The organism is Pseudomonas sp. Z3-8 (assembly GCF_051131975.1).
In the GTDB taxonomy this organism is placed as follows: Bacteria; Pseudomonadota; Gammaproteobacteria; order Pseudomonadales; family Pseudomonadaceae; genus Aquipseudomonas.
In genome coordinates, this window is the sequence record NZ_CP071643.1 from 4,911,345 (window position 1) to 4,938,070 (window position 26,726).

Genomic DNA, 26,726 nt, shown 5'->3' on the forward strand with positions numbered 1-26,726 from the left:
CCGGGTGATAGAACCATCAGCGCACTGGTGGTGCGTATTGAATGCCGCCTGCGTTCCACAGAGCGTTCAGGCCACGATCGATTTCCAGCGGGGTGCTCTTGCCGAGGTTGCGCTCGAAGATTTCGCCGTAGTTGCCGACTTGCTTGACGATCTGAACAACCCAGTCTTTCGGCAGTTTCAGGTCTTTGCCGTATTCGCCATCAGCACCCAGCATACGGGCAACGTCCGGGTTCTTGGTGGCTTTGGCTTCAGCTTCGACGTTCTTCGAAGTGATGCCGGCTTCTTCGGAGTTGAGCAAGGCGTAGCCAGTCCAGCGGACGATTTTCGACCATTCTTCATCGCCATTACGCACGACTGGGCCCAGTGGCTCCTTGGAAATGGTTTCCGGCAGAACTACGTAGTCCTTCGGCGAAGCCAGCTTGCTGCGCTGGGCGAACAGCTGGGACTTGTCGGAGGTCAGCACGTCGCAGCGACCGGATTCCAGCGACTTGGCGCTTTCATCGGAGGTGTCGAAAGTGATGGGGGTGTACTTCAGGCCGTTACCGCGGAAGTAGTCGGAAACGTTCAGCTCAGTGGTGGTACCGGCCTGGATGCAGATGGTCGCGCCGTCCAGTTCCTTGGCGCTCTTGACGCCCAGCTTGTTGTTTACCAGGAAGCCGATGCCGTCGTAGTAGGTAATGAAGCCAGGGAACACCAGGCCCATGCCGGCGTCGCGGGAACTGGTCATGGTGGTGTTGCGCGACAGGATATCGATTTCGCCAGACTGCAGCGCGGTGAAACGCTCTTTGGCGTTCAGCTGGCTGAATTTCACCTTGTTGGCGTCGCCAAATACGGCGGCGGCCACGGCGCGGCAGAAGTCAGCGTCGATGCCGAGGATCTTGCCGGAGGCATCAGGTACCGAGAAACCCGGCAAACCATCGCTCACACCGCACTGTACAAAGCCTTTCTTCTGCACGGCATCCAGGGTTGCACCCGCCTGAGCGAACCCGCTGACACCGAGAACTGCTGCTGCAGTCACGACTGCCAGGGTGGATTTCAGTAACTTCATTCAAACCTCCAGTTTTGCTCTTGTTGTGTCGGAGCTGGGACCCTGTCGCACCCTTTTGAGGCATTGCCGACCCTTGTTGGCTTTTTTTAGGGTCAACCGACGTCTGGGCCTTCGCTATGAGTCTAATAAATGAGAGCGGCTATAAACGGCGCCTTACTCACTTCTCACCAATCGGCCGAACGGGCTGTAGCCCTTCACGTTCGCGAAGCCCGTAGCGGCTATTGGCGAACATCCATCACCGGATTTCTGATATCCCATGCGTCGCGTCGAGCTGATAGTGTTACCGCGCTGCGTAAGAATCATCACTCGGCTAAACCAATAGCAAAGCCCGTACCACACCGCTGCGCTTGTCCGTTACTGGCGACGTCAAGACAAAAACTTGTAGCATTGCGACATCTAATTAACTGAGGCACCAGGCGCGCACTGCAATCAGGCACTGATTGAGCGCACCCGCACATTTTTGGAGCACACCATGACCGACCCCTTGATTCTCGAGCCCTCCGGCATTGCCGATGCGTGCGTTATCTGGCTGCACGGCCTGGGCGCCGATCGCTACGACTTCATGCCGGTCGCCGAAATGCTGCAGCAAAGCCTGCTGACCACACGCTTCGTATTGCCCCAGGCACCGACGCAACCGGTGACCATCAATGGTGGCTACGCCATGCCCAGCTGGTATGACATTCGTGCCTTGAGCCCAGCGCGGGCGATCGACGAGCAACAACTGGAAGCCTCGGCGCAACGGGTCATCAGCCTGATGGAAAACCAGCGAGCCAGCGGAATAGACGCCTCGCGGATTTTCCTGGCAGGTTTTTCCCAAGGCGGAGCAGTGGTTTATCACACGGCATTCGTCAAGTGGCAGGGACCGCTGGGCGGCGTGATTGCGCTGTCCACTTATGCGCCAACTTTCGGCGAAGAACTGCAGTTGTCGGCCAGCCAGCAACGCATTCCGGTACTGGCGCTGCACGGACAGTACGACGAAGTGGTACTCAACCCGATGGGCCGGACCGCGAAAGAGTATCTGAAGCAGCATGGTGTCACCGTGACATGGCAAGAATACCCAATGGGCCACGAAGTGTTACCCGAGGAGATTCGCGACATCGGTACCTGGCTGGCGGAACGCTTGCGCTAAGAGGCAGATAGCCACGCCAGCGCTTTGATGATCACACTACGCCGCGCCCGTTTCTTGCATTACACTGGCCGGCGTACATTCCTTAACCAACCGATGAGATGACCGTGCTCAAAGCACTCAAGAAGATGTTCGGTAAAAGCGAGGCCGAGCAACTCGCGCCTGAAGCCAGCGCCCCCGTCCACGGCGCGAGCCGCACCGATGCGCACCAACCACGTCGGACCGCCCCCGTTGCGGACGCAAAACTATCGCCGTCGACCGCATCCGTCGCGCAACCTGTGGTGGCATCCGAGCCGGAAAAACCACGCAGCGAAGCCCCCAAGCCACGTCGCGAGCGCGCACCCAAACCGCCGGTCGTTGCCTGGAAGCTCGAAGACTTCGTCGTAGAACCCCAGGAAGGCAAGACCCGCTTCCACGATTTCAAGCTCGCCCCCGAGCTGATGCATGCCATCCAGGACCTGGGCTTCCCGTACTGCACGCCGATCCAGGCGCAAGTGCTGGGCTATACCCTCGCCGGCAAGGACGCTATCGGTCGTGCCCAGACCGGCACCGGCAAGACCGCCGCGTTCCTGATTTCGATCATCACCCAGTTGCTCCAGACCCCGCCCCCCAAGGAACGCTACATGGGCGAGCCGCGGGCGCTGATCATCGCGCCAACCCGTGAGCTGGTGGTGCAGATCGCCAAGGATGCCGCCGACCTGACCAAGTACACCGGCCTGAACGTGATGACGTTCGTCGGCGGCATGGATTTCGACAAGCAGCTCAAGCACCTCGAGGCCCGTCACTGCGACATCCTCGTGGCGACGCCGGGCCGCCTGCTGGACTTCAACCAGCGCGGCGACGTGCACCTGGACATGGTCGAAGTGATGGTGCTCGACGAGGCCGACCGAATGCTCGACATGGGCTTCATCCCCCAGGTACGCCAGATCATTCGCCAGACCCCGCCGAAAAACGAACGCCAGACATTGCTGTTCTCCGCCACCTTCACCGAAGACGTGATGAACCTGGCCAAGCAATGGACCACCGATCCTGCAATCGTCGAGATCGAAGCCGAAAACGTCGCCAGCGAAAATGTCGAACAGCACATCTATGCGGTCGCCGGTGCCGACAAATACAAACTGCTCTACAACCTGGTCAATGACAACGGTTGGGAGCGGGTGATGGTCTTCGCCAACCGCAAGGACGAAGTGCGGCGCATCGAAGAACGCCTGGTGCGCGATGGCGTCAACGCCGCGCAACTGTCGGGCGACGTGCCGCAGCACAAGCGCATCAAGACACTCGAAGGTTTCCGCGAAGGCAAGATCCGCGTGCTGGTCGCCACCGACGTGGCCGGTCGCGGCATTCACATCGACGGCATCAGCCACGTGATCAACTTCACCCTGCCGGAAGTGCCGGACGACTACGTGCACCGTATCGGCCGCACCGGTCGTGCCGGGGCCGCCGGGGTTTCGATCAGCTTCGCCGGCGAGGATGATTCCTACCAGTTACCCTCGATCGAGGCACTGCTGGGCCGCAAGATCAGTTGCGAGATGCCGCCGACTCATCTGTTGCGGCCGGTCGAGCGCAAGCGACCTTAACCGTCTTCACAGTACCGAAAGCGCAGCCCAACCAGGCTGCGCTTTTTTTTGTCTTGGATACCCTGGCAGTTCAACAGGTTGCCTACCGCTTCCAGCGATCCGCCGCCGCATGATCACTGTCCCGCCCCTCGACCCAACGCGGGCCGTCGGCGGTATTTTCCTTTTTCCAGAACGGTGCGCGGGTCTTCAGGTAGTCCATGACAAAGGCGCAGGCCTCAAATGCCGCCTGGCGATGGGCGCTGGCGGCGCCGACAAAAACGATCGGCTCACCCGGTTCCAGGGCGCCGATGCGGTGCAGCACCTCCAGCTTGAGCAGCGGCCAGCGCTGCTCGGCTTCGGTGGCGATCTTGCCCAGGGCTTTTTCGGTCATGCCCGGATAATGCTCGAGGAACATCCCGGACACATCGAGGCCGTCGTTGAAGTCGCGCACGTAGCCGACAAAACTCACCACTGCGCCGATGCCGACATTTGCTGCCTGCATCGCATTGACCTCGGCCCCCGGGTCGAACGGCTCGGCCTGCACCCGAATCGCCATGGCTCAGCCTCCGGTCACGGTGGGGAAGAAGGCCACTTCGTCGCCGTCCGCCAGCGGTTCGTCGAGCTGGCACAGGTCTTCGTTGCGGGCGCACATCAGGTTCTGCTCTCGCAGCACTTCGGCTCCGTCACGCTGAGCGAGCAATGCGCGTACATCGTCAACCGTGGCGAAAACGCCCTCCACTTTCAGCGAATCCACGCCGAGCGCTTCGCGATAACGGGCAAAGAACTTCACGGTGATGTTCATGACGCATCCGCCTGGAAGTGGCCGCTCTTGCCGCCGAGTTTTTCCAGCACACGCACGCCCTCGATGGTCATGCCCCGGTCCACGGCCTTGCACATGTCGTAGATGGTGAGCGCGGCGACGCTGGCGGCGGTGAGCGCCTCCATCTCGACACCGGTCTGTCCCGACAGCTTGCAGCGGGCCACGATGCGCACGCGATCCTCGCCTTCGGCGGCCAGTTCGACCTTGACGCTGGTGAGCATGAGCGGATGGCAGAGCGGGATCAGGTCACTGGTTTTTTTTGCCGCCTGGATACCGGCAATGCGCGCGACGGCGAACACATCGCCCTTGGGATGACCGCCGCTGACGATCATTTGCAGGGTATCGGGCAGCATGCGCACAAAGGCTTCGGCGCTGGCTTCGCGGAACGTCACGGCCTTGTCGGTCACGTCGACCATGTTGGCGCGACCTTGGGAATCGAGATGGGTCAGCACAGGGTAACTCCTGATCAGGAGCGTCGATTGTAAACCTGTGAGTCAAATTCCGGCAGGGTTGATTGTCGTACCTGCTTGGATCTATTACCGCAAATCCCTTGTGGGAGCGAGCTTGCTCGCGATGGCGGCGTGTCAGACACCTATTTTTATCTGACACTCCGTCATCGCGAGCAAGCTCGCTCCCACAGGGTTTTCGTCCAGTCATAAAAAACCGGGCGACCTTGATAGCCGCCCGGTTCGCTGGGGTTACAGATGAGATTCGGCGTATTCGGCCAGGATCGAGCGCGGTACGCCCTGCAGGGTGATGTGGACGCCGTTGGGGAAGTCCTTGAAGCGTTCGGTCAGGTAGGTCAGCCCGGAGCTGGTCGCGGACAGGTAAGGGGTGTCGATCTGCGCCAGGTTACCCAGGCACACCACTTTGGAACCGGCGCCGGCACGGGTGATGATGGTTTTCATCTGGTGTGGGGTCAGGTTCTGGCATTCGTCGATCAGGATCAGGCTCTGCTGGAAGCTGCGGCCTCGGATGTAGTTGAGGGATTTGAACTGCAACGGCACTTTGCTGAGGATGTAGTCGACGCTGCCATGGGTGCTCTCGTCATCCATGTGCAAGGCTTCGAGGTTGTCGGTAATTGCACCCAGCCACGGCTCCATTTTTTCCGCTTCGGTACCGGGCAGGAAGCCGATTTCCTGGTCCAGGCCCTGCACGCTGCGAGTGGCGATGATGCGCCGGTAGCGCTTGCTGACCATGGTCTGTTCGATGGCGGCGGCGAGGGCCAGGATGGTCTTGCCGGAACCGGCGGCGCCGGACAGGTTGACCAGGTGGATGTCCGGGTCGAGCAAGGCGAACAGCGCCAGGCTCTGGTAGATGTCGCGAGGCTTGAGGCCCCACGCCTCCTGATGCAGCAGGGGTTCCTGGTGCAGGTCGAGGATCAGCAGCTTGTCGACCTGGATTTCCTTGATCCAGCCGACGAATCCTTGTTCATCGATAATGAATTCGTTGATGTGCACCGCCGGCAGGTTGTCGATCAGTTGCACCTGGTGCCAGGTGCGCCCATGGTCCTGGCGGGTCTCGACCTTGCTCACGCGGTCCCAGAAGGAGCCGGTCATGGTGTGGTAGCCGTTAGGCAACAGCGATACGTCGTCGACCAGTTGGTCGGTGCTGTAGTCCTCCGCCGCGATCCCGCAGGCGCGGGCCTTGAGGCGCATGTTGATGTCTTTGGTCACCAGCACCACGGCTTGATCCTTGTTGCGCGCGTGCAGGTCGATCAACTGGTTGATGATGATGTTGTCGTTCAGGTGTTCAGGCAGCACCAGGTTGGGTTCGGTGCGTTTGCTCATCAGGATCGAGAGTAGGCCCTTGGGACCGCTCTTGCCGCGCTGGATCGGCACCCCCAGTTCAACGTCTTCTGGAGAGGCATCGCCCAGGGTCTTGTCGATCAGGCGGATCGCCTGTCGACATTCGGCCGCTACGCTGTGATGGCCACTCTTGAGCTTGTCCAGCTCTTCAAGGACGGTCATCGGCAGGGCAACATGGTGTTCTTCGAAATTCAGCAGCGCGTTTGGATCGTGGATCAATACGTTGGTATCGAGTACATACAGGATTGGCTGGTTGGAGGAAGGGCTACGTCCGTGGTCATCCATACTCGGTCACCTTTGTGGGGGCCATTCGACGCAATACCGTGACAGTGCTGCGCCTCGAGGTAGCCACCGAATTCACCCGCGAGGATTTCGGGTGAACTGCACACAATCTGGGTCTTGGAAGACGCCACCTGTGTTGCAGGTTTCGGCGGTCTGACTTCTTGATACTCCAAAAACGATGACAGGAAAAAGCACTTTGACGCTTTTTTGAAGTTTATTTTTCAGAGTGACGAATAACCCTTGGCGTACTGCCCCGACGCCGTTAAAGTCGGAAGTCCGGTCGCCCTGAATGCGCGACCCGATTCCCGCCCCGCCCAATGTTTACGGGACTTTTGCCTTTTTTTCAGCGAAACGCGTCCTGACACTCCTCCCAGCCGATCCCGCTTTGCGCCGTTTGCGTAACGAGCCAGGGCAGCGCCGTTTTCACCGCGTCCTGCTTGGCGTTGAAGTTGATGACCCCGTGGCGCCACAACAGCATCAGCGTCAGCGCGCGCTGGGCACTCTGCTCGGGCTTGAGGCGGTTGGTGCTGTCCTGGGGATCGATATCCCATAGCGCCACTTGCAGGCCCTGGTTCCTGAAAAATGCCTGGGCATCGCCTCGACGCTGGCCCTGTGGCGGACGGAACAAGGGCACGTAATTCTCCGGCAGCCGGCCCTTGACGAGGTCAACGCTGCGCCGTACCGAGTCCTGCCAGTCCTGCCAATGGCTGTGGGAGCGGAACTCCCAGCCCTGCACCCCGACGCATTGCCCAGCAAACAGAGTCTGGAGATCATTTGCCGAGCCGTCTGTCAGGCGCGCCTGGATGTCCTTGCCCAGCACAAAAAACGTGCCGTTCATGTTCGACTTGCGCAGGTACTCGGTCAGCCATGGCGTGTGGTCCGGCGCGACGTTGGCAGCGCTGTCGAAGGTCAGCAAGAACAGTCGATCATTCATCTGCTCACCGTTGCGCTCGTAATCGCCGAAACGCTCTACTTCGCTGCTGACCTGGGGAAACAGAGCAGCCTTGCGCAGCAGCTCGTCGCGGTACTGCGTATGAAAGATCCGGCTCGGCTCGGCCCACTTGATGTAATAGGAATTGTCGTCGAGCCGGAACCGGGCCGCTTCTTCGCGCAGGGTCGCCATGTCCTCGACGAGGTAGCAGAAGGAGGCATCCAGCGTGCAACTGCGCTGGGCGAAGTTGTAGCTCGAAAGCAGGCGCTGCCATAGCCTTGCGCGCAAGGCGTTCACCGCGGCCATATTGACCGAGCGCAGCCCCAGGTATTGCTTGAGGGCTATTTCGTCCATGGCATCGGCATCCAGCAATACCCGGGCGAACATCAGGACCTCGGCCCGCGAAGCCACATCGAACAGCGTCGGGCTGGTGAGCTGTTCAGGCCAGGTGCTGCGGTCCAGGGTAGCGACGTCGTTGGGCGCAGCGAAAGCGCCGAGGCTCAACAACCAGGCCGACAGTAAAAGGACGATACGCAAAAGGGATGCTCCATAACGAAACCCGCGCGGGATGATAGCTGATCGAGAGGCAGTACCCATTGGCAAACTGGCGAGGGAGCTTCTGTGGCGAGGGAGCTTGCTCCCGCTGGGTCGGTCCGACGCTTCGGGCGCAGCGGCCCCAGATCTTACGGTCGCTGCGCAACCGAGCGGGAGCAAGCTCCCTCGCCACAAGGGCTTCTCTGCAATCAATCCGCCCACCACCCATCCCCTATCACCTCAATAGCTGGAGTCCACCCGGACAACCCCCTAGAATCGCCGCACCCTTAAAGGAGACGTTTGCATGCTGATGGTGATTTCCCCCGCCAAGACCCTCGATTACGAAACACCGCCGGCCACCGAGCGTTTTACCCAGCCGCAGTACCTGGATCACTCCCAAGAGCTGATTGAACAATTGCGCGAATTCTCGCCGGCGCAGATCAGCGAGTTGATGCACGTCTCCGACAAGATCGGCGGCCTCAATGCCGCGCGATTCGGCAGCTGGAACCCGGCGTTTACCCCGGCCAATGCCAAACAGGCGTTGCTGGCGTTCAAGGGCGATGTGTACACCGGCCTCGACGCGCAAAGCCTCGGTGAAGCCGATTTCGACTACGCCCAACAGCACCTGCGCATGCTCTCCGGCCTCTACGGTCTGCTGCGTCCGCTGGACTTGATGCAACCTTATCGCCTGGAGATGGGCACAAAGCTGGCCAATGCCCGGGGCAAGGACCTTTATGCATTTTGGGGCACCCGCATCAGCGAATGGCTGAACGAAGCCTTGGCCGATCAGGGCGACGACGTACTGTTGAACCTGGCTTCCAATGAATATTTCTCGGCGGTCAAGCGTAGCGCACTGAAAGCCCGCGTCATTGATGCCGAGTTCAAGGATCTGAAGAACGGCCAATACAAGATCATCAGTTTCTACGCCAAGAAAGCCCGGGGCTTGATGAGCCGGTTTGTCATCGAGCAGCGCATCAACGATCCCGTGCAACTCAGACACTTCGATGTACAGGGCTATCGTTACAACCCCGAACAATCCTCCCCGAACAAGTTGGTCTTTTTGCGCGACCACGCCCCGCAATAACGCAATACCTGTTTCGGGCCCCGATAAGGGGCCTCGATCATCCCGCTATATGTCATCCCACTTCCCCACCGCACTTGACACTTTCTTGGCGTCAACAAAACAAACACCCCCTGCTCTAACTTTTCTTTCACTCGACAAATGTCAGATTTTTCCGTAGTGGCACGGAAATTTTTCATCAGTAGTGGCACAAAACTATCTACCCCCGCCAACTCCCCGAAACTAAAGGCCAAAAGCGCGCGTGCTATCAATTTGAGAGCAGTGCCATCTAGGCAGATATTTCGAAAAATTTCGAAAATGGCGATGAGCGGATCGGAACTATGTGAAATTGCACGGCTCATACCACCCGTAACGATTCTCGCCGAGCGTGTACGAGATAACTTACGTGGCACGTCGTCCGAAGTAACCGAGTTGTCACGACAACTTAGCGAAACGGTCGTCTAATTGGATCCACCCTTAAAAGGACGGGAGATAAAGCACCATTTGTATCCCCTACAAGGCCAAGGCTGCGCCCCTATAACGTGCTCACCCGAGCACACAAGCTTCTGATTTTGTGGGCTTTTTGCCAGAAATCGGAAAGTGAACGACCGTTGCACGAACGTCCCGCCAACGAGGACTGGCTGCATAACAGGGCAGGTCATAACAACTAGGCCGCTTTGCGCACAACTTGAGTGCATTTATTTAGACACTCGGAACTTAGTATGCCTGCACACGGCACTGTGGCGCCTGCATTCCACACTTCCGAGTGCGCGATGACCGCTGAACACTTATTAACTCCGGCCATTTGATGGCGTGAAAACAGAGGTAAATGCGATGCGCATTAGCATATTTGGTTTGGGTTACGTCGGTGCAGTATGTGCCGGTTGCCTGTCTGCACGGGGCCATGATGTAGTTGGCGTAGATGTCGCCAAAGACAAGATCGACATGATCAACGCCGGTAAATCGCCGATCGTTGAACCGGGCCTGGGCGAGCTATTGGCGCAAGGCATTCAAACAGGTCGCCTGCGCGGTACTACCAACTTCGCCGAAGCTATTCGTGATACTGACCTGTCGATGATTTGCGTCGGTACACCGAGCAAAAAGAACGGCGACCTGGAACTGAACTACATCGAAGCCGTGTGCCGCGAGATCGGTTTTGTCCTGCGTGACAAGACCACCCGTCACACCATCGTGGTTCGCAGTACCGTACTGCCGGGCACCGTGGCCAATGTGGTCATCCCGATCCTCGAAGATTGCTCCGGCAAGAAAGCCGGCGTCGATTTCGGCGTCGCGGTCAACCCTGAGTTCCTGCGTGAAAGCACCGCGATCAAGGACTACGACCAGCCGCCAATGACCGTCATCGGCGAGTTCGACAAAGCCTCGGGCGACGTCCTGCAATCGCTGTACGAAGAACTCGACGCACCGGTCATCCGCAAGGACATCGCCGTCGCCGAGATGATCAAGTACACCTGCAACGTCTGGCACGCCACCAAGGTGACCTTCGCCAACGAGATCGGCAACATCGCCAAGGCCGTCGGCGTCGATGGTCGTGAAGTGATGGACGTAGTCTGCCAGGACAAGGTCCTGAACCTGTCCCAGTACTACATGCGTCCAGGCTTCGCTTTCGGCGGCTCGTGCCTGCCAAAAGACGTGCGCGCCCTGACCTACCGTGCAGGCTCGCTGGACGTGGAAGCGCCGCTGCTCAACTCGCTGATGCGCAGCAACGAATCCCAGGTGCAGAACGCCTTCGACATCGTCTCCAGCCACGACAAGCGCAAAGTCGCCCTGCTGGGCCTGAGCTTCAAGGCCGGCACCGACGACCTGCGTGAAAGCCCACTGGTGGAACTGGCGGAAATGCTGATCGGCAAGGGTTTCGACCTGAAGATCTACGACAGCAACGTCGAATACGCACGCGTCCACGGTGCGAACAAGGATTACATCGAGTCGAAGATTCCTCACGTCTCGTCCTTGCTCAATTCCGACTTCGACGCGGTGATCGACAACTCCGACATCATCATCCTTGGTAACCGCGACGAGAAGTTCCGCGCGCTGACCGAGAACGTACCGGAAGGCAAGCAGGTCATCGACCTGGTTGGCTTCATGTCCAAGGCCACCTCCCCGAGTGGCCGGACCGAAGGCATCTGCTGGTAAGTCTGTTAGCCGGCCGGGGCATGCCTCGGCCGGCCTTTCGCCTGCCTTAACCCATCGGGCCGCCCACAAGGCCCGCCCGAGATAGAGACGGATGCAGATTATGCACAGGCTAAAGCACGGCCTGCTTCAGGCCGCCGGTTGGCTGTTTTACTTGAGTTTATTGATGGGCATCGCCACGGCGCTGCCCACGTCCACGTTCGACTCCGAATCGAAGGATTTCATCTTCCTGATCGGCGCCGTGGGCATCTGGCGTTATTCCATGGGCGCGACGCATTTCGTGCGCGGCATGATTTTCCTGTACATCGTCTACCCACACCTGCGCCGCAAAGTGCGCAAGCTGGGCAAGGCGGCGGATCCGTCCCACGTCTACCTGATGGTCACCAGCTTCCGCATCGATGCGCTGACCACCGCCCAGGTTTACAGCTCGGTCATCCGCGAAGCCATCGACTGCGGGCTGCCGACCACCGTGGTCTGCTCCATCGTGGAAATGTCCGACGAACTGCTGGTCAAGAGCCTCTGGGCCCGCATGAACCCGCCAGAGCACGTCAAGCTGGACTTCGTGCGCATTCCCGGTACCGGCAAGCGTGACGGCCTGGCCTTCGGTTTCCGTGCCATCTCCCGTCACCTGCCGGACGACCGCGCCGTCGTGGCCGTGATCGACGGCGATACCGTCCTGGCCGAAGGCGTCGTGCGCAAGACCGTGCCGTGGTTCCAGCTGTTCGGCAACGTCGGCGGCCTGACCACCAACGAGTTCTGCGAAGTGCGCGGCGGCTACATCATGAGCGAGTGGCACAAGCTGCGTTTCGCCCAGCGTCACATCAACATGTGCTCCATGGCCCTGTCCAAGCGCGTGTTGACCATGACCGGGCGAATGTCGGTGTTCCGCGCCACCGTGGTGACCAACCCGGACTTCATCGCCGACGTCGAAAGCGACTCGCTGCAACACTGGCGCCTGGGCCGCTTCAAATTCCTCACCGGCGATGACAAGTCGAGCTGGTTCAGCCTGATGCGCCTGGGCTACGACACGTTCTACGTGCCGGACGCCGCCATCAACACGGTTGAGCACCCGCCGGAAAAAAGCTTCATCAAGGCGAGCCGCAAACTGATGTTCCGCTGGTACGGGAACAACCTGCGGCAGAACTCCCGGGCATTGGGCCTGGGCATGAAACGTCTGGGCCTGTTCACCTCGGTAGTGCTGTTCGATCAGCGCGTGTCGATGTGGACCTCGCTGCTGGGCCTGACCGTGGCGATCATCGCCAGTGTCAAGTACGGCACCGCGTTCATCCTGGTGTACCTGCTGTGGATCGGCATCACGCGGTTGCTCCTGACCCTGCTGCTGTCGTGCTCCGGACACCGGATCGGCCCGGCCTACCCGGCGATTCTCTATTACAACCAGATCGTCGGCGCGCTGGTGAAGATCTACGTGTTCTTCCGCCTCGATCAACAATCCTGGACTCGCCAGCCCACCCACCTGACCCGTGATCTCGCCAGCTTTCAACGTTGGTTCAACACTTGGTCGTCTCGGACCATGACCTTCTCCGCCGGCAGCATCTTTGTCGCCGTGCTGCTGACGATGGTCTGACCGGACTTGAATGAATTAACTAGGAAATCGCCCCTATGAACACCGCCGTGAATGTCAACGTAGTGCATGAATCCGAAGCCCAACGCCAACACGCCCGGGTCAAAATCCCGGCCAAGTTGCGCTTCTTCGGCCCCGACCGTACGCCGATGGAAGTCAAGGTCCTCGACCTGTCCGCCGGTGGGTTGTGCTTCAACGCCGGCCAACTGCCGCTCAAGGTTGGCGAGACCTACAAGGCGCGCCTGCAGTTCGTGATCGACAACCTCGGCCTGGCCATGGACGTCGAATTGCAGATCCGTTCCTACGACCGCCAGACCGGCCGCGCCGGTTGCCAGTTCCAGAACCTGGAGCCGCGGGACATCTCGACACTGCGCCATATCATCACCTCGCACCTGGCCGGCGACATCGTCGGCGTCGGTGATGTGCTGGCGACCCTGCAACGCGACAACTTCACCAAGGCTCGCAAGCAGAAAGATGAAAACGGTGGCATGAGCGCCTTCGGTCGCCTGCGCGCCGTGACCTTCAGCCTGGGCATCTTCATTGTCGGCCTGGCGGCATTCGGTTTCATCTTCAAGTCGGTGTACGGCATGTACTTCGTCAGCCACGCCCAGGCCGGCATCGTCAACGTACCGGGCATGGCCATCACCATGCCGCGCGACGGCACCGTGCAAAGCCTGGTCAAGGCCGACGGCCTGGCCGCCAAAGGCGCCCCGCTGGCGACCTTCAGCACCAGCATGCTCGACGTGCTCAAGGGTCACCTGGACGACAACCAGCTGCAGCCAGCCAAGGTCGAGGAACTGTTCGGCAAGCAAATGACCGGCACCCTGACCTCGCCATGCGATTGCATCGTGGCCCAGCAACTGGTTTCCAACGGCCAGTACGCCAGCAAGGGTGACGTGATCTTCCAACTGGTTCCTCGCGGCGCCGAAGCCAACGTCGAGGCGCGTTTCTCCTATCGCCAGTTCGGCGACGTGCGTCCAGGCACCCCGGTCAGCTTCCAGGTAGCCGGCGAAGACGCCACCCGCACCGGCAAGATCGTCAGCAGCACCAGCCTGAAAAGCGCCGACCTGTCTTCCGATATCCGTGTGCTGATCCAGCCTGACGAAGCCCTGGACAGCGCGCTGGCCGGTCGTCCGGTAGAAGTCGTCAGCGACCGTGGCCCGAACTTGAACTGGCTGATCGACAAAGCCATGGCCGTCGGTCTTTAAGTCGAGGAAATGCCCGTGACCATTATAAAAATCCTTAACACCCCACAGAGCTTGTGGGAGCGAGCCAGCTCGCGAAAGGATCAACGCGGTCAGGATGATGCGCCGCAAGCCCGTTTCCAAGTGGGGACCCTCTGCGCCTTGGCACTGGCCGTGAGCCTGGCCGGTTGCGCCGGCCTGCCCGACCAGCGCCTGGCCAACGAAGCCCTCAAGCGCGGCGACACGGCGTTGGCGCAGCAGAACTATCAGCAACTGGCAGACCTGGGCTACAGCGAGGCCCAGGTGGGCCTGGCCGATATCCAGGTAGACAGCCGCGACCCCGAGCAGATGAGAAAGGCCGAGGCGACCTACCGCGCCGCCGCCGACATCTCGCCGCGCGCCCAGGCTCGCCTGGGTCGCCTGCTGGTGGCCAAGCCCGGTTCCACCGAAGCTGAAAAGCACGAAGCCGAAGGCCTGTTGAAAAAAGCCTTTGCCAACGGTGAAGGCAATACGCTGATCCCACTGGCGATGCTGTACCTGCAATATCCCCACAGCTTCCCGAACGTCAACGCGCAGCAACAGATCAGCCAATGGCGCAGCGCCGGTTATCCGGAAGCGGGCCTGGCGCAGATCCTCCTCTATCGCACCCAGGGTACGTACGACCAGCATCTGGACGAAGTGGAAAGAGTCTGCAAGGCCGCCTTGGCGACCACCGACATCTGCTACGTCGAACTGGCCACGGTCTATCAGAAACGCGGCCAGCCGGAACAGCAGGCCGAGCTGATCAAGCAGATGCAGGCCGGTCACGCCCGTGGCGTCGTCTCCGCCCAGCGCGTGGACAGTGTCGCGCGTGTCCTGGCCGATTCCAGCCTGGGCAAGACCGACGAGAAAACCGCTCAGTCGCTGCTCGAAGGCATCGCGCCCGGCAACCCCGCTTCCTGGGTCAGCCTGGCGCAGCTGCTCTACGATTTCCCTGAGTTGGGCGACGTCGACAAGATGATGCAGTACCTGGAAAACGGCCGCGCCGCCGACCAGCCGCGCGCCGAGCTGTTGCTGGGCAAGCTGTACTACGAAGGCAAGTGGGTACCCGCCGACGCCAAGGTCGCCGAGGCGCATTTCCAGAAAGCCGTGGGCCGTGAAGTGGCCGCCGATTACTACCTCGGCCAGATCTACCGTCGCGGCTACCTGGGCCAGGTGTACTCGCAAAAGGCCCTGGATCACCTGCTCAAGGCCGCCCGCAACGGCCAGAACAGCGCCGACTACGCCATTGCCCAGCTGTTTTCCCAAGGCAAGGGCACCAAGCCCAACCCGGTCAACGCTTATGTGTTCAGCCAGTTGGCCAAGGCGCAAAACACCCCGCAAGCCATCGAGCTTGCCCAGACCCTCGAAGAACAATTACCGCCGGAACAACTTGCACAAGCGCAACGCCTGCTACAACAAGAGCAGGCCATTCGCGGCGCCATGAGCCCCGATACGCTGGAACTGCAAGCCCTAAAAGAAGATGACGGCGAGGAACCTCTATGAAGCTTTTGAAGCTCAATCCTTTTGTACAGGCTGGTATTGGCCTGTCGTTTGCCCTGCTGTGGTCCTGCCCGACCCTGGCGGCCCTGACCGATAGCAAGAATTTCGGCCTGGAAGTGAAGATCACCGGCCAGTCCGAAGATGACCGCGACCTCGGCACCCAGCGTGGTGGCGACGTCAACGGCATCGGCCTCGACCTGCGCCCTTGGGTCTACGGCGAAAGCGGTGCGTGGAGTGCCTATGCCATGGCCCAGGCCGTGACGTCCACCGACATCATCGAGACCGACACCCTGCAACAGTCGGACGACGCGACCCAGCAAACCGACAGCGGCGACCGCGAGGCCAAGAAAAGCTACCTGGCCATGCGCGAATTCTGGATTGGCTACCGGGGCCTGACCCCTTATCCGGGCGAGCAGTTGAAGTTCGGCCGCCAACGCCTGCGCAATGACGACGGGCAATGGCGCGACACCAACATCGAAGCCCTGAACTGGACCTTCGACACCACGCTGCTGCGCGCCAACCTGGGCGTCGCCGAGCGGTTCAGCGAATACCGCACCGACCTCAAGGAGCTGTCGCCCCAGGACAAGGACCGTATGCATGTCTACGGTGACGTCGGCTATCAGTGGATGCCAGGCCAATGGGCCGGGATCCGTGCCCACCACAGCCATGACAGCGGCAGCCTCGACTACCCGGTCCCGGGCCAGGCCACCGACACTCTGGACAAGACCCAGAACGGTGATCTGACCTGGCTCGGCCTGGAAGCCAACAGCGACGCCTACAACTGGCGCAACACCAATACCGTCAACTACTGGGCAAGCGTCACCGGCATGACCGGCGACCGCGACACCGTCAACCCGCTCAACGCCGACGGCACCCGCCCCGCGCAGCTCAAGCGCAGCGACGACGTCGACGGCTGGGCCACCGACCTGGGTATCCGCCTGCGCCTCGACCCGCAATGGCAAGTTGGTGCGGCCTATGCCCGCGCCAGCGAGGACTACGAACAGAACGGCCTGCAAAGCAACCGCTCGAACTTCACCGGCACCCGCTCGCGCGTGCATCGTTTCGGCGAGGCGTTCCGTGGCGAGATGGCCAACACCCAGAGCGCCAGCCTGTTCGGTTCCTGGCAGCTGCGTGACGAATACGACGCCAGCCTGGTGTACCACAAGTTCTGGCGCGTGGACGGCAACAAGGCAGTGGGCAGCAACGGCATCAACGCCGTGGAAAACAACACCGATGACGTGACCGGCGCGATCCTGTCCACCTCGTCCCTGCCGCTGCGCGACGGCAACAAGGACCTGGGCCAGGAAGTCGACCTGGTCGTCACCAAGTACTTCAAGCAAGGCCTGCTGCCGGCTGCGCTGAGTCAATCGATTGATGAGCCGTCGGCGCTGGTGCGCTTTCGTGGCGGCGTGTTCAAGCCAGGCGACGCCTACGGCAAAGAGGTCGATTCGTACATGCATCGCGCCTTTGTCGACGTGATCTGGCGCTTCTGATGCGAACGGCCATGGGAGTGCCCGATATGAACCACTACCTCAGGAACAGCCAGGCGATGAAAGGTTCGATCAGCCTGTTGGCCGCAGCCATGCTGCTGGCCGGCTCGTCGGCGTTCGCCAACGTTGAACCGGTGGTCAAGCCGGGCAACGTGGTCAAGGAACTGCAGCAAGCCAAGACCTACACCGTCAGCAGCGCGCCAACCGCACCGCTGGAACTGGCCGCACCGACCCTGCCCGACCTCTCCGGCTACACCGCCGAAGCGGTCGCGGCCAAGATCGTGCGCAGCAAGCCCGGCAAGGTCAGCGTGCGGCGGATGATGCAGGAAAACGCCTTGAAGGACTTCATCGGCGGCGACAACAAGATGGCCGAGTGGGTGGTGCGCCAGCACGGCATCCCGCAGGCCATCTTCATCGACGACGGCTACATGAACCTCAAGGATCTGGTCAAGAAGGTGCCCAAGCAGTACCTCAAGGAAACTTCGCCAGGCGTCTTCCTGGCGCGGATTCCGATTGTCGTGGGCGAAAAAGGCATCCTGGAGATCGACAAGCAGACCCAGGAACTGCGCCTGTCCCAAGAGGGTGGCTCGTTCCTGGTCAACGATGGCCGGATGTTCATCCGCGACACCAAGGTCACCGGCTGGCGTGAAAAGGACAACGGCCCCGCGACGTTCCGTTCGGCCAACGAGTTCCGGCCGTTCCTGCTGTCCTGGGGCGGCACCGAGACCTACATCGTCAACACCAAGATGGCCAGCTTCGGCTACGCCAACAGTAAGTCGTACGGCGTCAGTATTTCCCAGTACACGCCGAACATGGCCAAGGTCCTCAAACGCAAGGAACCGACCGGTTGGATCATCGGTTCCGAGTTCTCGGACATGTGGTACGGCTTCTACTGCTACGAAACCAACGACTTCGTGGTCAAGAGCAACACCTACAAAGACAACATCGTCTACGGCATCGACCCCCACGACCGTTCCCATCGGCTGATCATTGCCGACAACACCGTCTATGGGACCAAGAAAAAGCACGGGATCATTATTTCCCGTGAGGTCAACGACAGCTTCATTTTCAACAACCGCAGCTACGACAACAAACTCTCGGGCCTGGTGATCGACCGTAACAGCGTGAACAACGTGATCGCCTACAACGAGATCTACAAGAACCACACCGACGGCATCACGCTTTATGAGAGTGGTGACAACCTGTTGTGGGGCAACAAGGTGATCAGCAACCAGCGCCACGGCATCCGGATTCGTAACAGCGTGAACATCCGCCTGTACGAAAACCTGTCCATGGCCAACGGCTTGACCGGCCTCTACGGCCACATCAAGGACCTCTCCGACACCGACCGGGACATCAAGCTCGACCCGTTCGATACCGAAGTGTCGCTGATCGTGGTCGGCGGTGAACTGGCCGGCAATGGCAGCGGCCCGCTGTCCATCGACTCGCCGTTGAGCGTCGAGCTGTACCGCGTGTCCATGCTTGCGCCGACCAAATCCAGCGGCATCAGCTTCACGGGGATCCTGGGCGAACGCCAGGACGAAATCCTCGACCTGCTGGTGCGCCAGCAAAAAGCCGTGCTGATCGACCCTGTCGAACGCCAGACCGAAATGCGGGACTGAGGAATGACCTTTATGAACCCACAGATGATCAAACTTCTGGGCCTGTCCGCCCTGACTGCCGGCATTCTCGCCGCCGCAAGCGGCGCGCGCGCCGATGAAGCCAAAGCACCGACCTTTACCGCCGAACCCTGCTGCAACCTGTGCCCGGCTGCCCATGACGCGAAGAACTACACCACGCGCTACCAGCAGAACTTCACCACGCTGGTGCAGGCCCAGGGCGACTGGCTGTTCCGTACCCAGGAAGACCTGCGTACCGAGTTCAATACCACACCGGCCGGTTACAAGCGCATGCAGCAACTGCACGATGCGTTCAAGAAAAAAGGCGTCGAGCTGGTAATCGTCTACCAGCCGACCCGTGGCCTGGTGAACCGCAACAAGCTCAACCCGCAGGAAAAGGCATCCTTCGACTATGAAAAGGCCTTGGCCAACTATAAAACCATGCTCGGCCGTTTCGCGCAGATGGGTTACGTGGTGCCGGACCTGTCGCCACTGACCAACGAAAACCTGCCCGAAACCCTGCCGGCCCACGACTTCTACTTCCGTGGCGACCAGCACTGGACCCCGTACGGCGCCCAGCGCACGGCGAAGATCGTGGCCGAGAAGGTCAAGCAGATCCCGGCTTTCGCTGACATTCCCAAGCAGGAATTCGAGACCAAGAAGTCTGGCCGCATGGGCAAGACCGGCACCCTGCACAACATGGCCGGGCAACTCTGCGGCACCAGCTACGCGATCCAGTACATGGACCAGTTCACCACCGAGCCCAAGGGCGAGGCTGGCGACGGCGACCTGTTCGGTGATTCCGGCAATCCGCAGATCACCCTCGTGGGCACCAGCCACAGCGGCAAGAACTACAACTTCGCCGGTTTCCTGCAAGAAGCCATCGGCGCCGACATTCTCAACGTGGCCTTCCCGGGCGGCGGTTTCGAGGGCGCGATGATCCAGTACCTGGGCAGCGAAGAGTTCCAGAAGAATCCGCCAAAGATTCTCATCTGGGAATTCTCGCCGCTGTATCGCCTGGACCAGGAAACCATCTACCGCCAGATGATGGCGTTGCTGGACAACAACGGTTGCGAAGGCAAGCCGGCGCTGATGAGCAGCAAGGCCAAGCTCAAGCCGGGCAAGAACGAATTGATGGTCAACAGCAAGAATATGGACCTGCGTAACGGCAGTCACCAGATCGACATCCGCTTCGCCGACACCTCGGTGAAAACCTTGCAAGCCACCCTCTGGTACATGAATGGGCGCCACGAGGACATCAAGATCGAAAAACCGAACACCTCCGAAACCGACGGGCGTTTCGCCTTCCAACTGCGCACCGACGAAGACTGGGCCTCGCAGAACCTCCTGGCTCTAGAGGTCCAGGGTCCTGAAGCCGGTAAAGAGCCACTGCAAGTGGAAGCGAAAGTCTGCAAACGCAATGCATCTCCGCAAGCCGAGCAACAAACGGCTCAAATCGGACAATGAGGTCTCGTCTCATGACCAGAACCATGCGCACCCGAACGTTGAAAACGCTGTTGGCGCCATCGCTGCTGACCCTGGCGATGTTCGCCGGGGCCACGCAGGCCGCGGCTCCACTGCGCCCGCCGCAGGGCTACTTCGCACCGATTGAAAAGGTCAAGGAAGGCTCCGGCGGCCAGGGCTGCGAAGCCGTGCCGACGCCTTACACCGGCTCGCTGCAGTTTCGCAGCAAGTACGAGGGCTCCGACAAGGCTCGCGCCACGCTGAACGTGCAATCGGAAAAAGCCTTCCGCGACAGCACTGCCGACATCACCAAGATCGAGCGCGGCATCAGCAAGCAGGTCATGCAGTTCATGCGCGACGGCCGCCCCGAGCAGCTGGAATGCACCCTGAACTGGCTGACCGCCTGGGCCAAGGCCGATGCGTTGATGTCCAAGGACTTCAACCACACCGGCAAGTCCATGCGCAAATGGGCGCTGGGCAGCATGGCTTCGGCCTATGTGCGCCTGAAGTTCTCCGAGTCGCGCCCGCTGGCGAACCACCAGGAACAGGCGCAACTGATCGAGAGCTGGTTCAGCAAGATGGCCGACCAGGTCGTCAGCGACTGGGACAACCTGCCGCTGGACAAGACCAACAACCACTCGTACTGGGCCGCCTGGTCAGTGATGGCGACCGCCGTGGCGACCAACCGTCGTGACCTGTTCGACTGGGCCGTCAAGGAATACAAGGTCGGCGTCAACCAGGTAGACGCCGAAGGCTTCTTGCCCAACGAGCTCAAGCGCAAGCAACGCGCCCTGTCCTACCACAACTATGCCCTGCCGCCGCTGGCGATGATCGCCAGTTTTGCCCAGGTCAACGGCGTGGACCTGCGCCAGGAAAACAATGGCGCCCTCAAGCGACTGGGCGACCGGGTGCTGGCCGGGGTGGAAGACCCGGACATCTTCGAAGAGAAGAACGGCGACGAGCAGGACATGAAGGATCTGAAGATCGATTCGAAATTCGCCTGGCTCGAACCGTTCTGCAGCCTCTACACCTGCTCCGAGGACGTGCTGGAACGCAAGCATGAAATGCAACCGTTCAAGACCTTCCGGCTCGGCGGCGACCTGACCCGGGTGTATGACCCTTCGCGGGAGAAAGGCGAAAAAGGAAGCTGACACCTTTCTCTCTGCCTGGCAGGGGAACCCTGTGGGAGCGAGCTTGCTCGCGATAGCGGTCTGACATTCGCCTTGATGTCGACTGATACACCGTCATCGCGAGCAAGCTCGCTCCCACAAGGGAAGTGGTGTGTTTCGAATGTAATAGCCCCCCGGTTTTCGTGGGGGGGTTTGGGGGGGCTCTGGCCCTTGACTGTTGATTCAACATGGAGAGATCGGGATGGTATTTTCATCCAATGTGTTCCTGTTCCTGTTCCTGCCGATCTTTCTCGGCTTGTACTACCTGAGCGGGCAACGCTATCGCAACCTGCTGCTGCTGATCGCCAGCTACGTGTTCTATGCCTGGTGGCGGGTGGACTTCCTCGCCCTGTTCGCCGGCGTCACCCTGTGGAACTACTGGATCGGCCTGAAAGTCGGCGCCGCCGGCGTGCGCACCAAGCCGGCCCAACGTTGGCTGCTGCTCGGTGTGGGCGTGGACCTGGCCATCCTGGGCTATTTCAAGTACGCCAATTTCGGTGTCGACAGCCTCAACGCGATCATCACCAGCTTCGGGCTGAACCCGTTCATCCTGACCCATGTACTGTTGCCGATCGGTATCTCGTTCTACATCTTCGAGTCCATCAGCTACATCATCGACGTGTATCGCGGTGACACACCGGCCACTCGCAACCTGATCGACTTCGCGGCATTCGTGGCAATCTTCCCGCACCTGATCGCCGGCCCCGTGCTGCGTTTCCGTGACCTGGCCGACCAGTTCAACAACCGCACCCACACGCTGGACAAGTTCTCCGAAGGCTGCACGCGCTTCATGCAGGGCTTCATCAAGAAAGTGTTCATCGCCGACACCCTGGCGGTGGTGGCCGACCATTGCTTCGCCTTGGAGAACCCGACCACGGGCGACGCCTGGCTTGGCGCCCTGGCGTACACCGCGCAGTTGTACTTCGACTTCTCCGGCTACAGCGACATGGCCATCGGCCTGGGCCTGATGATGGGTTTCCGTTTCATGGAAAACTTCAAGCAGCCCTACATCAGCCAGTCGATCACCGAGTTCTGGCGGCGCTGGCACATCAGCCTGTCGACCTGGCTGCGCGACTACCTCTACATCACCCTGGGCGGTAACCGCAAAGGCACGCTGATGACCTATCGCAACCTGTTCCTGACCATGCTGCTCGGTGGTCTGTGGCACGGTGCGAACATCACCTACGTGATCTGGGGTGCCTGGCACGGCATGTGGCTGGCCATCGAAAAAGCGGTGGGCATCAACACCACGCCACGCAGCATCAACCCGATCCGCTGGGCATTGACCTTCCTGCTGGTGGTGATGGGCTGGGTGATCTTCCGTGCCGAAAACCTGCACGTCGCCGGTCGCATGTACAGCGCGATGTTCAGCTTCGGTGACTGGTCGCTGTCGGAACTGACCCGCGCCAACCTCACCGGCCTGCAGATCGCCACGTTGGCGGTGGCCTACATCACCCTCGCCTTCTTCGGCCTGCGCGACTTCTACACCAATCGTCCGCCGGTCAAGGCCAAGCCTGAAGAAAGCACCGAAGCCAATGGGCCTGCCACCGCGCAACCGGGACTGATCAAAGCCGTACCGGGCGACAACCCGTCGACCATCCATGAACCAGGCTACACCGTCGGCGTCGAAGCCCAGGTGCAACCGGCCTACTGGACCGTGGACTGGTCGCGCTACGTGATGCGCACCCTGGTATTGGTGTTGTTCATCGCCTCGATTCTCAAACTGTCGGCGCAAAGCTTCTCGCCGTTCCTTTACTTCCAGTTCTGAGGGATCCGGACATGACCCGCTCATTACGCATCTTCTATGTCGCACTGTTCATGCTGATACTGACAGCGCTGGGTATCTGGTCGATGCGCAGCTTCCTCGGCTTCAGCACCAACCCCGATGCGACCGTGCTCAACGGTCGCTGGGCCAAGGCCGTGGAAACGCATTACGACGAAGAATTCCCGATCAAACGCCTGGGCACCAACATCTGGGCGGCGCTGGACTACAAGCTGTTCAACGAGGGCCGCAAAGGCGTGGTCCTGGGCCGCGATCAGTGGCTGTTCAGCGACGAGGAATTCAACCCGATCGTCAACGAAGACCAGAACCTGCAAGGCAACTACGCGCTGATCGAAGGCGTGCGCCAGAAGCTCAAGGAGCAAGGCATTACCCTGGTCATGGCCATCGTGCCGGCCAAGGCGCGGCTGTATCCGGAGCACCTGGGTGAAGTGAAGCCTTCGAGCATTCACGCCAACCTGTACCAGGATTTCCACGCCCGTGTCGCGGCGGACAAGATCCTTGCCCCTGACTTGCTCGCCCCGCTGCAACAGGCCAAGCAAAGCGGTCAGCAAGTGTTCCTGCGCACCGACACCCACTGGACTCCGGAAGGCGCGCAAATCGCTGCGGAACATCTGGCCAAAGCGATTGCCGAACGCACACCACTGAACGGTGAGCCACAGCGTTTCGTCACAGAGCCTGCGGAAAAAATCATCCACAAGGGCGACCTGCGTCAGTTCCTGCCGCTGGACCCGCTGTTCGAAAACCTGATGCCAGCCCAGGAACCGCTGGTCAAGCGCAACACCCGCGAAGCCGACGACCAGCCGGCCAGCGAAGACGCACTGTTCGCCGATGCCCAGGTGCCCGTGGCCCTGATCGGTACCAGCTACAGCGCCAACCCGAACTGGAACTTCGTCGGTGCACTCAAGCAAGCCCTGCACAGCGACGTCGTCAACTACGCCGAAGACGGCCATGGCCCGATTCTGCCGATGCTCAGCTACCTCAAGAGCGACGCCTTCAAGAACAGCCCGCCACAAGTGCTGATCTGGGAGTTTCCTGAACGTTATCTGCCCGTGAACAACGAGATCGGCGACGCCGATCCGCAATGGGTCGCCGAGCTCAAACAAGCCGGCGCCCGCCAACAGAACGTAGCTGCAAACACACAATCCGAGACGCCCGACCGGGCGCAAAACTGAAAGAGAGGTCCACCATGACTTTCAACACTACTCCTCGCCGTCTCGCTGCTCGCTCCTTCAAGGCCGTTGCCCTGGTCGCCAGCATGAGTGCCCTGTCCTTCTCAGCGTTTGCCGGTGACTCGGCCCTGTACGGCCCGGTCGCGCCAAAAGGTTCGAGCTTCGTGCGGATCTACAACGCCAGCAACGCCGAAGTCAGCGCCACCGTCGGCAGCACCAATATCAGCGACGTGGCCCCGCTGGCCAGCAGCGACTTCAGCTTCATGCCTGGCGGCGACTACAGCGCCAAGGTGGGCAGCCAGACCGTACCGGTTAAACTGGCCTCCGATCACTATTACACCCTGGTCAATAACGCCAGCGGCCAGCCACAACTGATCGAAGAGCCACCGTTCAAGAACAAGCAGAAATCCCTGGTCCGCGTGCAAAACCTCAGCGACAAGCCGCTGACCCTCAAGACCGCTGATGGCAAGACCGAAGTGGTTCCGAACGTAGCGGCCAAGAGCCGTGGCGAACGTGAAATCAACCCGGTGAAAGTGAGCCTGGCACTGTACGAAGGCGACAAGAAAGTCGGCGACGTCAAGCCTGTTGCCCTGGAGCGTGGCGAAGCGGCCGTGTTGTACGTAACCGGCTCCGGCAGCAGCCTGTCGCCAGTCTGGGTGAAACGCCCGGTGTCGACCCGCTGATGAGTTTTCCTGACTGACGCCCTGCCTGTGGGAGCCAACCTGCTCCCACTTTGAACCGAGGCGTCATTCAGGCACGGAACAACAACAAGAGAGTGAAACGACAGAACGCAGTAGCTCTGAAACCATTTCGATTTTGTAGGAGTAACACACATGATTCCGGTGATCTTGTCAGGTGGTAGCGGCTCACGTCTTTGGCCGCTTTCGCGCAAGCAATTCCCTAAACAGTTCCTGGCCCTGACCGGCGAACACACCCTGTTCCAGCAGACCCTCGAGCGCCTGGTGTTCGAAGGCATGGACACGCCGATCGTGGTCTGCAACAAGGACCACCGTTTCATCGTCAACGAGCAGCTGTCGGCCCGCAACCTGGAAGCCCAGCGCATCCTGATGGAACCGTTCGGTCGCAACACCGCACCGGCCGTGGCCCTGACTGCGATGATGCTGGTCAATGAAGGCCGCGACGAACTGATGCTCGTGCTACCGGCCGACCACGTCGTCGAAGACCAGAAGGCCCTGCAACGCGCCCTGGCGCTGGCCACCGTGGCCGCCGAGCGTGGCGAAATGGTGCTGTTCGGCGTACCGGCGACCAAGCCGGAAACCGGTTATGGCTACATCAAGTCGACCAACGATGCCCTGCTGCCTGAAGGCGTCAGCCGCGTTTCGCACTTCGTCGAAAAACCCGACGTCAAGCGCGCCACTGAGTTCGTCGATGCCGGCGGTTACTTCTGGAACAGCGGCATGTTCCTGTTCCGCGCCAGCCGCTTCCTCGAAGAGCTGAAAAAGCACGATCCGGACATCTACGACACCTGCCTGCTGACCCTGGAGCGCAGCGAGCAGACCGCCGACACCATCACTTTTGACGAAGCCACTTTCGCCTGCTGCCCGGACAACTCCATCGACTACGCCGTGATGGAAAAAACCCAACGCGCCTGCGTAGTGCCGCTGTCGGCCGGCTGGAGCGATGTCGGCTGCTGGTCGTCGCTGTGGGAAGTCAATCCGAAGGACGCCAACGGCAACGTCACCAAGGGCGACGTCGTGGTCCAGGACAGCCGCAACTGCATGATCCACGGCAACGGCAAGCTGGTGTCGGTGATCGGCCTGGACAACATCGTCGTGGTCGAAACCAAGGACGCCATGATGATCGCCCACAAGGACAAGGTCCAAGGCGTGAAGCAGATGGTCAACACCCTCAATGCCCAGGGCCGCACCGAAACCCAGAACCACTGCGAAGTCTATCGTCCATGGGGTTCCTACGACTCGGTGGACATGGGCGGTCGTTTCCAGGTCAAGCACATCTCGGTCAAGCCGGGCGCGTGCCTGTCGCTGCAGATGCACCACCACCGCGCCGAACACTGGATCGTGGTCAGCGGCACCGCCGAAGTGACCTGCGACGAGAATGTGTTCCTGCTCTGCGAAAACCAGTCGACCTACATCCCGATCGCGTCGGTCCACCGCCTGCGCAACCCGGGCAAGATCCCGCTGGAAATCATCGAAGTGCAGTCCGGTAGCTACCTGGGCGAAGACGACATCGAGCGCTTCGAAGACATCTACGGTCGCTCCACCCCGATCGAACGCGGCGTGTCGGTGAAAACCATCGCCCAGTAACAACTAGTAGCAACAACCAGTAGCAACGATCAGTAGTAACGATCGGCAACAAAAGATCAGTCGTACAAGAAGCCCCCGTCCAGCCCACTGCGTCCCCTATCCGCAGCGGGTTGGGCGGGGGCTTTTTCCTGGGCGTTCGGTGACCCA

General features: G+C 60.4%; 21 protein-coding genes. 15 read left to right on the forward strand and 6 right to left on the reverse strand.

The window, feature by feature from the left end; all coding sequences use genetic code 11:
* Window positions 1-16 precede the first annotated feature (16 nt).
* Window positions 17-1,048 carry an amino acid ABC transporter substrate-binding protein gene (locus tag J3P94_RS22510; RefSeq protein ID WP_434569710.1) on the reverse strand — a complete coding sequence of 344 codons (1,032 nt, stop codon included), beginning with the start codon at window positions 1,046-1,048 and terminating at the stop codon, window positions 17-19.
* 472 nt (window positions 1,049-1,520) lie between these two features.
* Between J3P94_RS22510 and J3P94_RS22515 the strand changes: the two genes are divergently transcribed.
* Both J3P94_RS22515 and rhlB read left to right on the forward strand, forming a co-directional pair.
* Window positions 1,521-2,177 (forward strand): alpha/beta hydrolase, encoded by a 657-nt coding sequence (locus J3P94_RS22515; RefSeq protein WP_434569711.1) that lies wholly within the window; start codon window positions 1,521-1,523, stop codon window positions 2,175-2,177.
* Window positions 2,178-2,275: 98 nt separating this feature from the next.
* Window positions 2,276-3,751: an ATP-dependent RNA helicase RhlB gene (gene rhlB, locus J3P94_RS22520; protein WP_434569712.1), complete on the forward strand. Its 1,476-nt coding sequence runs from the start codon at window positions 2,276-2,278 to the stop codon at window positions 3,749-3,751.
* A gap of 82 nt (window positions 3,752-3,833) precedes the next feature.
* Here rhlB and moaE read toward each other — a convergent pair whose 3' ends face one another.
* The 5 genes from moaE to J3P94_RS22545 form a co-directional block, all read right to left on the reverse strand.
* Window positions 3,834-4,286, reverse strand: coding sequence for a molybdopterin synthase catalytic subunit MoaE (moaE, locus tag J3P94_RS22525; RefSeq protein WP_434569713.1), 453 nt, complete (start codon window positions 4,284-4,286; stop codon window positions 3,834-3,836).
* 3 nt (window positions 4,287-4,289) lie between these two features.
* Window positions 4,290-4,532 (reverse strand): MoaD/ThiS family protein, encoded by a 243-nt coding sequence (locus tag J3P94_RS22530; RefSeq protein ID WP_305496595.1) that lies wholly within the window; start codon window positions 4,530-4,532, stop codon window positions 4,290-4,292.
* Window positions 4,529-5,002, reverse strand: a complete 474-nt coding sequence (gene moaC, locus J3P94_RS22535; protein ID WP_434569714.1) for a cyclic pyranopterin monophosphate synthase MoaC — start codon at window positions 5,000-5,002, stop codon at window positions 4,529-4,531. The genes J3P94_RS22530 and moaC overlap by 4 nt, the downstream gene beginning before the upstream one ends.
* Before the next feature lie 246 nt (window positions 5,003-5,248).
* Window positions 5,249-6,643, reverse strand: coding sequence for a PhoH family protein (locus J3P94_RS22540; RefSeq protein ID WP_030139644.1), 1,395 nt, complete (start codon window positions 6,641-6,643; stop codon window positions 5,249-5,251).
* A 340-nt stretch (window positions 6,644-6,983) separates the two neighbouring features.
* On the reverse strand, window positions 6,984-8,108 hold the full coding sequence (locus tag J3P94_RS22545; protein WP_434569715.1) for a polysaccharide deacetylase family protein: 1,125 nt from the start codon (window positions 8,106-8,108) through the stop codon (window positions 6,984-6,986).
* A 301-nt stretch (window positions 8,109-8,409) separates the two neighbouring features.
* Here J3P94_RS22545 and yaaA point away from each other — a divergent pair, with 301 nt between their 5' ends.
* The 13 genes from yaaA to J3P94_RS22610 all read left to right on the forward strand — a co-directional run bounded on the left by yaaA (window position 8,410) and on the right by J3P94_RS22610 (window position 26,579).
* The gene (gene yaaA, locus J3P94_RS22550) at window positions 8,410-9,189 is read left to right on the forward strand and encodes a peroxide stress protein YaaA (RefSeq protein WP_434569716.1); all 780 of its coding nucleotides are present in this window, start codon (window positions 8,410-8,412) and stop codon (window positions 9,187-9,189) included.
* 810 nt (window positions 9,190-9,999) lie between these two features.
* Window positions 10,000-11,316, forward strand: coding sequence for a nucleotide sugar dehydrogenase (locus tag J3P94_RS22555; RefSeq protein ID WP_305496603.1), 1,317 nt, complete (start codon window positions 10,000-10,002; stop codon window positions 11,314-11,316).
* Window positions 11,317-11,416: 100 nt separating this feature from the next.
* Entirely contained in the window at window positions 11,417-12,898 is a 1,482-nt protein-coding gene (gene alg8, locus J3P94_RS22560) for a mannuronan synthase (RefSeq protein WP_370870998.1), read from the forward strand.
* A 35-nt stretch (window positions 12,899-12,933) separates the two neighbouring features.
* Window positions 12,934-14,103: an alginate biosynthesis protein Alg44 gene (locus J3P94_RS22565; RefSeq protein WP_305496605.1), complete on the forward strand. Its 1,170-nt coding sequence runs from the start codon at window positions 12,934-12,936 to the stop codon at window positions 14,101-14,103.
* Window positions 14,104-14,118: 15 nt separating this feature from the next.
* Window positions 14,119-15,603 carry an alginate biosynthesis TPR repeat lipoprotein AlgK gene (gene algK / locus J3P94_RS22570; protein WP_434569717.1) on the forward strand — a complete coding sequence of 495 codons (1,485 nt, stop codon included), beginning with the start codon at window positions 14,119-14,121 and terminating at the stop codon, window positions 15,601-15,603.
* Window positions 15,604-15,608: 5 nt separating this feature from the next.
* On the forward strand, window positions 15,609-17,093 hold the full coding sequence (locus J3P94_RS22575; RefSeq protein WP_305501346.1) for an alginate export family protein: 1,485 nt from the start codon (window positions 15,609-15,611) through the stop codon (window positions 17,091-17,093).
* Window positions 17,094-17,119: 26 nt separating this feature from the next.
* Window positions 17,120-18,712 (forward strand): mannuronan 5-epimerase AlgG, encoded by a 1,593-nt coding sequence (gene algG / locus J3P94_RS22580; RefSeq protein ID WP_434569718.1) that lies wholly within the window; start codon window positions 17,120-17,122, stop codon window positions 18,710-18,712.
* Between the two features lie 12 nt (window positions 18,713-18,724).
* Entirely contained in the window at window positions 18,725-20,176 is a 1,452-nt protein-coding gene (locus J3P94_RS22585) for an alginate O-acetyltransferase (protein WP_434569719.1), read from the forward strand.
* Between the two features lie 23 nt (window positions 20,177-20,199).
* Entirely contained in the window at window positions 20,200-21,324 is a 1,125-nt protein-coding gene (locus tag J3P94_RS22590; RefSeq protein ID WP_434574278.1) for a mannuronate-specific alginate lyase, read from the forward strand.
* 220 nt (window positions 21,325-21,544) lie between these two features.
* Window positions 21,545-23,110, forward strand: coding sequence for an MBOAT family O-acyltransferase (locus J3P94_RS22595; protein ID WP_434569720.1), 1,566 nt, complete (start codon window positions 21,545-21,547; stop codon window positions 23,108-23,110).
* Window positions 23,111-23,121: 11 nt separating this feature from the next.
* Entirely contained in the window at window positions 23,122-24,297 is a 1,176-nt protein-coding gene (locus J3P94_RS22600; protein WP_305496611.1) for an alginate O-acetyltransferase, read from the forward strand.
* 14 nt (window positions 24,298-24,311) lie between these two features.
* Window positions 24,312-24,977, forward strand: a complete 666-nt coding sequence (locus J3P94_RS22605; RefSeq protein WP_434569721.1) for an alginate O-acetyltransferase AlgF — start codon at window positions 24,312-24,314, stop codon at window positions 24,975-24,977.
* A 150-nt stretch (window positions 24,978-25,127) separates the two neighbouring features.
* Window positions 25,128-26,579 (forward strand): mannose-1-phosphate guanylyltransferase/mannose-6-phosphate isomerase, encoded by a 1,452-nt coding sequence (locus tag J3P94_RS22610; protein ID WP_434569722.1) that lies wholly within the window; start codon window positions 25,128-25,130, stop codon window positions 26,577-26,579.
* Window positions 26,580-26,726: the final 147 nt, after the last annotated feature.